Origin of the sequence: Dinghuibacter sp. (assembly GCF_035492835.1) — a bacterium.
Lineage (GTDB): Bacteria > Bacteroidota > Bacteroidia > Chitinophagales > Chitinophagaceae > Dinghuibacter.
On the sequence record NZ_DATJIY010000200.1, the window covers coordinates 1 to 7,586 of the forward strand.

Here is a 7,586-nt window from a genome sequence, read left to right on the forward strand (position 1 = left end):
GACCTCCGCCGCCGACGGAATCCCCGGGAGATGTCTGTGCTGCTGCGCATACGCCGCCACGCTATCCAGCGACGGCAACACATACCCCGGCGCAAACACGAAGTCCGACCACCCGGTGGTGGTCACCGTCACCTGTTTCGCCGTTACGGTGCCGGCTACCGCCAGCAGCGATTGGGGATTTTGCGTACCGATGCCCACATTGCCCAGCGAATCGATCGTGAACCTTGGGTTGTTCTGCGCCGCCGTGCCGGTGTGGTTTTGGTAGTTGATCACGAATTTGCCCGCCCACGCGCCGCCGGTGATGCTGCCGCCGACGACAAAACTATAGTTCGAATATAAGTCCGAGGTCATCGCGATGCCATTATAGCCCGAGCCGCCATACAGGTTGAAGTTGTTGTTGGCCGTTAGCAGACCCCCGACGTTCAGCCCATTGTTGTTGACATAGCTATCAGCCGTTGTCTTTGCACCCAGGGTGCCGTCGTTGACCATAGTGTATGGCAGGGCGTTTTGAACGCCATCGTACACAACTGGGTTGACCGCATAATTGCTATTATAAAAATAAGTAGTGGAACCACCCCTTAACCATATACAAATACTTTCAGAGCCGTTGTCGAGACTGACGTCCCGGTAGCCGCCGACAAACTGGACGTACGTGTTATCCCCGTTATAGTCGCCCCGTACATCCGCCTCTATAAAATGAGAGCCATTGCCCCAATCCGTGGTATGAAACCGGAAATCGCTGATCAACGCGCCCCTCCACTGCGCGTCCTGGTGTACGTTGGACCGGCCGATTCGGAGGTCGGTCGGCTCATTATGACCAAATCCGCCATCCTGGAAGATTACCGGGTAATACGAATTGATGTCGCCGTCCACGACAAAGGAACCGGACACTTGTGCCGCCGCGCCCGTACAGGCGAGACAAGCTAGCAAAATCAAAAAGTTTCTCATAAGCGTAGTTTATCCTTTATCGTCTGAAGCGTTTTTTTCAACTCCTCGTTTTCCGCCTCCAGCGCCGCGATTCGCCGGTTCGCGTCCGCCTCCGCCGCGGCCATCCGCCTGTTGGCATCCACCTGGTACAGCGTCAGCTCCTCCACCTTTTGCAACAGCAGCTTGTTCATCTCCCCGAGGTCCTGCCCGTCCTTTTCGACCTCCGCCGCAGAGGGCACCCCAGGCAGGTGGCTGTGCAAACGCGCATACGCCGCCACGCTATCCAGCGACGGCAACACATACCCCGGCGCAAACACGAAGTCCGACCACCCGGTGGTGGTCACCGTCACCTGTTTCGCCGTCACGGTGCCGGCTACAGCCAGTAAGGACTGGGGGTTGAGCGTCCCGATGCCCACGTTGCCGGAGCCGTCGATGGTAAGGTCATCGCCATAGTACCAGGAAGTGCCCGTGTTGTATTTGTTGAAATACCGTCTTGTCCCGGCGACGAGCTTTCCGGTGGCGTCCCCGCTGGCGGTATTACCCGGTATGGCGATAAGCCGTGCCTGTCCCCAAACATTGGAACCGTCGGAATTGGCTGGGATCGCAAATTCCAATTAAGCACCACCGCTCGTGGCGGTGCGGCCACCGGTATTGGCCTGGATAACGGCGTCCCCGTTGTATTGCCCCCCGACATTCAAAGCGTCGGCGTGCCCGACTACGTGGAGGGGTTCCTCGGGATTATTAGTGCCGACGCCAATATAATTTTCCGTATTGGCCGAAAGCGCATTGGGTATGAGCTCGGTGGTCTCCGTAAAGATGGATACGTTCGTACACGAGGAGGAGGCCACAAGCTGTGGCTTCACCCCATTGATCTCGTTCCAGAAACACCCCGAACAAGTGAGGTGGGCGCTGGAGCCGCAGAGATCCTGACCGCGCAAGGCCAGGTAGACCACACCGCCATAGGTAACCGAGTACACCGTCAGTACACCGGAGACGACTGAACGCGGGATGACGTTGATATAAGAGTTGCCATAGGCCGTTTGGCCGACGATCGTGTATTCCGACGGTGAGTTGAACGTTACGCCCATCCCCCGGTAGTCCCTGATGACGCCGCTCATGCCCGCGGCGCTCACGATACTGCCGGCGAATTGGGGGAAAAGCAAGAGGTATTGCGCGGGATTGCCCGCGCCATAGTCGTTGTTGTACCCCAGGTCAAGGGCGCCCGCATAATTGGAGCTGGTGGCGTCCCAATTAACGCCGGTTTTGATTTCCAGGGGCGAAGCGGGTGTCGTGGTCCCTATACCCACCGCGCCGGAGGAAGGGAAGGTGTTTTGCGCCCGCGCCGCTACGGCGGCGCACAGCAAGGCAAGAACAAAAGTGGATTTCATATCTGTGGGTGAGGTTTAGCCAGGGGTAACTAAAAATAGAAGGATTCCAGCTAATTCCAAAATGATTATTTTGTATCCTGACGAGCACGACCGCCGTTCATTGCCGGCACCTGAAGGCGCCCAAAAATCCTGAAGGCCCGACTGGCCTCTTTTTCTCTGTTTTGCGTAGCGTCTACGCAAAACAGAGAAAAAGAGGCCAGTCGGGCCCTCAGGATTTTTTAGAGGCCTGGTCGCACGGATAAGCGGGGAAAACGCCGGTGGACCGATAGGCCGGTGGCCGGCGCTTACTTGCTGTCCGCGGCCGTATACTTATCGTCGTAGAACTTCGCCTTCTCCTTGTTGTCGAGATAGCGGTAGCAATCCCCGAGGAGGCTGATGGCAGACTTGTAGTTGGACTTTTCGGCGGTCTTCATCGAAGCCATGCTGTCGTAGAAGCCGAAAACCTTTTCCAGGGGCGTGATCGCGGCCTTGATCTGTTCTTCGGCCTGGCCCTGGAGGGCCTTCTTGCCGGCGGCGTCGGCGGGGGTGGTGCCCTTGATCGTCTTCAGGGAGTCGTTGATCGATACGGCCTGGTTGAAGTGGGACTTACCCAGCGCCAGGTAGGCTTCCGGGCGGCTAGGGTCGATCTGTGTGCATTTCGTGAAGGCGGCTTCCAGCTTTTGGATCAGCTCCTGGTAGCCGGCGGGTTTCTTGTCCACGCCGTAGACCAGCGCAAAGATCGTATTGCCGTAGTTGTACTGGTGCTCGTAGCTGTTGGGGTCGGTGGCCAGGACATCCTCGTACTTTTTGAGGAGCTCGTCGGTCTTACCCTGGTCCTTGAGCATCTGGATGGCTACGTCGTCGAAGTAAGTGTCCTTGGGATAAAGGGCCTTACCGGCGGCGGCATACTTCTGGGCGTTGTCCCAGTCCTTTTTATCCGAGTATACATATACCAGCCAGCGATAGGGCAGGTCGAAACCCTGGCCGGCCACCTTGGCGTCCGCCAGTTGTTTGAAGTAGAAGGTGGCGCTGTCGTTCTTTTCGAGCTTCATATAGCAGAAACCGAGGTAGTAGGTAACGACGGTGTCGAGACCGGTCAGCCCGATGTGCTGCGTGTAGATGAACCGGCCGATCTCGTTGGTATTGACGAACCCGGGCAGGGCGCCGGCGAAGTCGTTTTTCTGGAAGATCTTATAGGTCTCGTTGAAGGTCGTATTGTACAGGTTGGCGATATACGCATACTTGTTGTCGAGCACCGCCGCGATCGAAGCCTTCGAGCTGTCGAGGGCGTAGGACTTCTTGAACGCATCCAGGGCGACCATGTTGGCCCCGGGAACCTGGCCCTTCAGCGCGCTGTCGGTAGCGAACTGGCTGTACACCTTGCCCTTGTCATACCATGCCTTGTAGTCCTTGGCTCCTTTGTCGCCGCTCGTTACCTGGTCAATCGTTGTCCTTGCACCCGCCCAATCTTTTTTGTCGATCTGCTTTTCAGCCTGCTTCAGGTCCTGTGCAGTAGCCCCCAGCAGGGTCAGGGCAGACAGAGCGGTTAAGAAAGAATTCTTCATGTTGAATAAGTGTTGTTGTTTGATGTTTTCAACTTAAATATACCCAAATTATTCAATCCCAGGATTTTCCTGCTCCGCCGCGGGCGCATCCGGAGCTTCGCCGGTTTCTCCGGTAGCAGAAGGCGCATCGCCGGGCACGGCCTCTTCCTCCATTTCATCGAGCCGCGTGATCGCCGCGATCTCGTCGTTTTCTTCCAGGCGGATCAGCTTTACACCTTGGGTATTCCGGCCGGCCTCGCGTATGGCGCCGACGGACATCCGGATCGTGATCCCCGATTTACAGGTGATCATCAGGTCCTGGTTTTCGGTGACGTCCAGCATCCCGATCAGGGAGCCGGTCTTGTCGGTGACGTTGATCGTTTTGACCCCCTTCCCGCCCCTGTTGGTGATGCGGTATTCGTCTACCGGCGTGCGTTTGCCGAAACCCTTCTCCGAGACGACCAGGACATTTTTTGAAGTATCATTGCTATCGACACAAATCATGCCAATGACCTCGTCCGAGGCGTCGTCGACCTCTATCCCCGTCACGCCGATGGCGCCGCGGCCGGTCGCCCGGACCTTGTCCTCGGGAAAACGGATGGCCCGCCCGCTCTTGATCCCCATGATCACCTGGGAATTCCCATCGGTCATCCGGGCCTCTAGCAATTGGTCGCCTTCCACCACGGTGATGGCGTTGACGCCGCTTTGGCGCGGACGCGAAAACTCTTCCAATTCCGTCCGTTTGATGACGCCCTTCTTGGTGCAGAGCAGGATATAGTGGCTGTTGATGTATTCCTTGTCTTCGAAATTCTTGACGTCGATGATCGCGCGGATGTTGTCGTCGGGGGGGATCTGGATCAGGTTCTGGATGGCGCGTCCCTTGCTTTGCTTGTCGCCGTCGGGGATCTCGTATACCTTCAGCCAGTAGCAGCGTCCCTTTTCCGTAAAGAACATCAGCGTATGGTGGGTCGAGGCCACGAAGAGGTGCTCGATAAAGTCCTCTTCCCGGGTCCGGCCCCCGATGACGCCGCGACCGCCTCGCTTCTGCTGACGATATTCGTCCGCGGGGGTGCGCTTGATATAGCCCATGTGGGAAATGGTGATGACCACGTTTTCCTCCTCGATCAGGTCCTCGATCCGCATCTCGTTGGCGAGGTACTGGATCTCGCTCCGGCGCTCGTCCGCAAAACGGGTGCGGACGTCCGTGAGCTCGTCCTTGATGATCCGGAATTGACGGTCCTTGTTATCCAGGATGTCCTTCAGGTCGGCGATCAGCGTCATCAGCTCGGCGTGTTCTTCGCGGATCTTGTCGCGCTCCATACCGGTCAGGCGTTGGAGACGCAATTCCAGTACTGCCTTGGCCTGCACCTCGCTCATCCCGAACTGGGTCATCAACCCGTCCTGGGCGATCGACGGGTTAGCCGAGTTGCGGATCAGCTGGATCACTTCGTCCAGGTGGTCCAGGGCGATCAGGTAACCCTCCAGGATGTGGGCGCGTTTTTCGGCTTCACGCAGCTCGAAGCGCGTCCGGCGCAGGACGACCTCGTGCCGGAATTCGACGAATTCGGAGATCAGGTCCTTCAGGTTGAGGATGCGCGGGCGACCTTTGGACAGGGCGACGTTGTTGATCCCGTAGCTGGTTTGGAGCTCGGTATGCTTATAGAGCTGGTTGACGATGACGTTGGCCACGGCGTCCCGTTTCAGGTCCAGGACGATACGCGTGCCTTCCTTCTTGTTGGATTCGTTGTTGACGTGGGCGATACCCTCGATGGTGCGGTCGTTCACCAGCTGCCCGATGCGGTCGGTCAGCGTGTCCCGGCTGACCTGGTAAGGCACCTCGGTGATGACGATCTGTTCGCGCCCGCTGGGCTTGGTGTCGACCTGGACCTTGCCCCGGACGACGACGCGGCCGCGGCCCGTGCGGAAACCCTGCTTTACGCCTTCGATACCGAAGATGATGCCGCCGGTCGGGAAGTCCGGAGCCTTGACGTATTTCATCAGGTCGTCGATCGTGATCTCGTTGTCGTCGATATAGGCGATACAACCGTCGATCACCTCCCCGAGGTTGTGGGGGAGCATATTGGTGGCCATACCCACCGCGATCCCGCTGGAACCGTTGACCAGGAGCTGCGGCACCCGGGTGGGCAGCACGGTCGGCTCTTCCAGCGAGTCGTCGAAGTTCAGTTGGAAATTGACCGTATCCTTGTCGATGTCCTGGAGGACGAAGTCGGTCAGCTTTTGCAGGCGGACCTCGGTGTAACGCATGGCGGCCGGCCCGTCCCCGTCCTGGTTCCCCATATTACCCTGGCCTTCCACCAGCATGTAGCGCATGCTCCATTCCTGGGCCATCCGCACCATCGCGTCGTACACGGAGGAGTCCCCGTGGGGGTGGAATTTACCCAGCACCTCACCGACGACGCGGGCGCTCTTTTTGGTGGGTTTGTTGTGCGTCATCCCCAGCTCGTTCATCGCGTAGAGGATGCGCCGGTGCACCGGTTTAAAGCCGTCCCGGACGTCCGGGAGCGCGCGGCTCACGATAACGGACATCGAATAGTCGATGTAGGCCGTTTTCATTTGTTCCTCGATGTTGACCTGTATAATCCTACCCCCCTGCTCCTGGGAGCCGTCCAACGTTTGATCCACTTGATCCATAGTCTGAATTGAAAGTGTGCAAAGGTATCGAATTCAACGCAAAAAGCCAGCCTTCCGGGGGGCCGGAAGCTGGCTTTTTCTCACTATTTTAGCACACTTAGAGTATCCTCGTCGGGCAACCCATGTGGTTATGCGTATAATCCGTGCCGCCTATCCTGAAACTGATCCTGATACCCGTAAAATAGTACCAGTCGTCCCCCCCGGTGCCGCGGCGCCATGTAGGGGGCGGATACGTGGCGTTGCTATGTGCCGGGAGCTCGTTTGACCGGAAAGCCATAGTGACCGCCTCCGGGCCCCTGGCGTTGAAGAGCGTGGCCTCGTCGAAATAGTTGCCGTGGACGTCGTCCAGGTAGCCCGTAAAGGTCTTCCTTATGCCCAGCTCCAACCCCACCCGGACGTTATCCGACAGCTTCAGCCGGAGCCCGAAGCCCATGGGGATGGCGACCTGGGTAAGGTGATAGACCGGCCGGTCGGGCGCCAGGCCCTCGCCTTCGGTGCTCAGGGGGTGGAGGTATACCTTGTTACCGGTGGGGTCGGTAGCCCAGGGATTGAAGTGGAACACCGCCAGACCGCCAAAAATATAGGGTGACAGCGAGCGGTCCGACAGGTCGAACAACTGGTATTCGCCCCGGAAGTTCCATTCGAAGATGTTCGTGTTAAAGCTCAGGTTACGCGCCACGGCCCCCGGATTGGAGCTGTTTTTGTCGGCCCCCGAGATCTCGGTGAACAGGAAACCGGTGCTCAGGATGACGTGGGGTGAAACCTCGTACCCTATGCCCAGCCCGCCTCCAGGGTGCGCCTGGCTGAATGTATAACGCTTTTGCTGGAGCTCCCCGTCGTAGTTGGCTACGCCGGCGTCGACATTGACGAAGAAACTTTGGGCTCGCACGTAGGTCGTCATGACCGTTACGAGAACGACGGAAAGGATGAATCGCACAGGGTATAAATTTGGTCGCTAAATTAATCAACTATAACGTCTTTCGCGGTCGTAAATTGTCTACAAACCCCTTTTTTACCACGCCTGGCCATCCGTGTCGGCGTCCGTGAGCCGTCCGTGTGGGCGCCTAAGCCTGCAAGAAAATGGTCGGAGCGGGGT

6 protein-coding genes are annotated in these 7,586 nt (G+C 57.9%); all 6 read right to left on the minus strand.

Annotated features, from left to right (window positions below; genetic code table 11):
* The coding region (locus tag VL547_RS18895; protein WP_325580822.1) for a hypothetical protein at positions 1 to 948 on the minus strand (948 nt) is incomplete at its 3' end.
* A complete protein-coding gene (locus VL547_RS18900; RefSeq protein ID WP_325580824.1) occupies positions 945 to 1,541 on the minus strand; it encodes a hypothetical protein in 597 nt (198 codons plus the stop codon). The genes VL547_RS18900 and VL547_RS18895, both read right to left, overlap by 4 nt.
* On the minus strand, positions 1,542 to 2,315 hold the full coding sequence (locus VL547_RS18905) for a hypothetical protein (RefSeq protein WP_325580826.1): 774 nt from the start codon (positions 2,313 to 2,315) through the stop codon (positions 1,542 to 1,544).
* A gap of 284 nt (positions 2,316 to 2,599) precedes the next feature.
* Entirely contained in the window at positions 2,600 to 3,859 is a 1,260-nt protein-coding gene (locus VL547_RS18910; protein WP_325580828.1) for a hypothetical protein, read from the minus strand.
* 48 nt (positions 3,860 to 3,907) lie between these two features.
* Positions 3,908 to 6,490: a DNA gyrase subunit A gene (gene gyrA / locus VL547_RS18915; protein WP_325580830.1), complete on the minus strand. Its 2,583-nt coding sequence runs from the start codon at positions 6,488 to 6,490 to the stop codon at positions 3,908 to 3,910.
* 97 nt (positions 6,491 to 6,587) lie between these two features.
* Positions 6,588 to 7,427 (minus strand): DUF6089 family protein, encoded by an 840-nt coding sequence (locus tag VL547_RS18920; RefSeq protein WP_325580831.1) that lies wholly within the window; start codon positions 7,425 to 7,427, stop codon positions 6,588 to 6,590.
* Positions 7,428 to 7,586 lie beyond the last annotated feature (159 nt).

Excerpts from the sequence above, each read along its gene's own strand:
- VL547_RS18910 (WP_325580828.1), bottom strand. The coding sequence starts at position 3,859 with ATGAAGAATTCTTTCTTAACCGCTCTGTCTGCCCTGACCCTGCTGGGG.
- gyrA (WP_325580830.1), bottom strand. The coding sequence starts at position 6,490 with ATGGATCAAGTGGATCAAACGTTGGACGGCTCCCAGGAGCAGGGGGGT.
- VL547_RS18905 (WP_325580826.1), bottom strand. The coding sequence starts at position 2,315 with ATGAAATCCACTTTTGTTCTTGCCTTGCTGTGCGCCGCCGTAGCGGCG.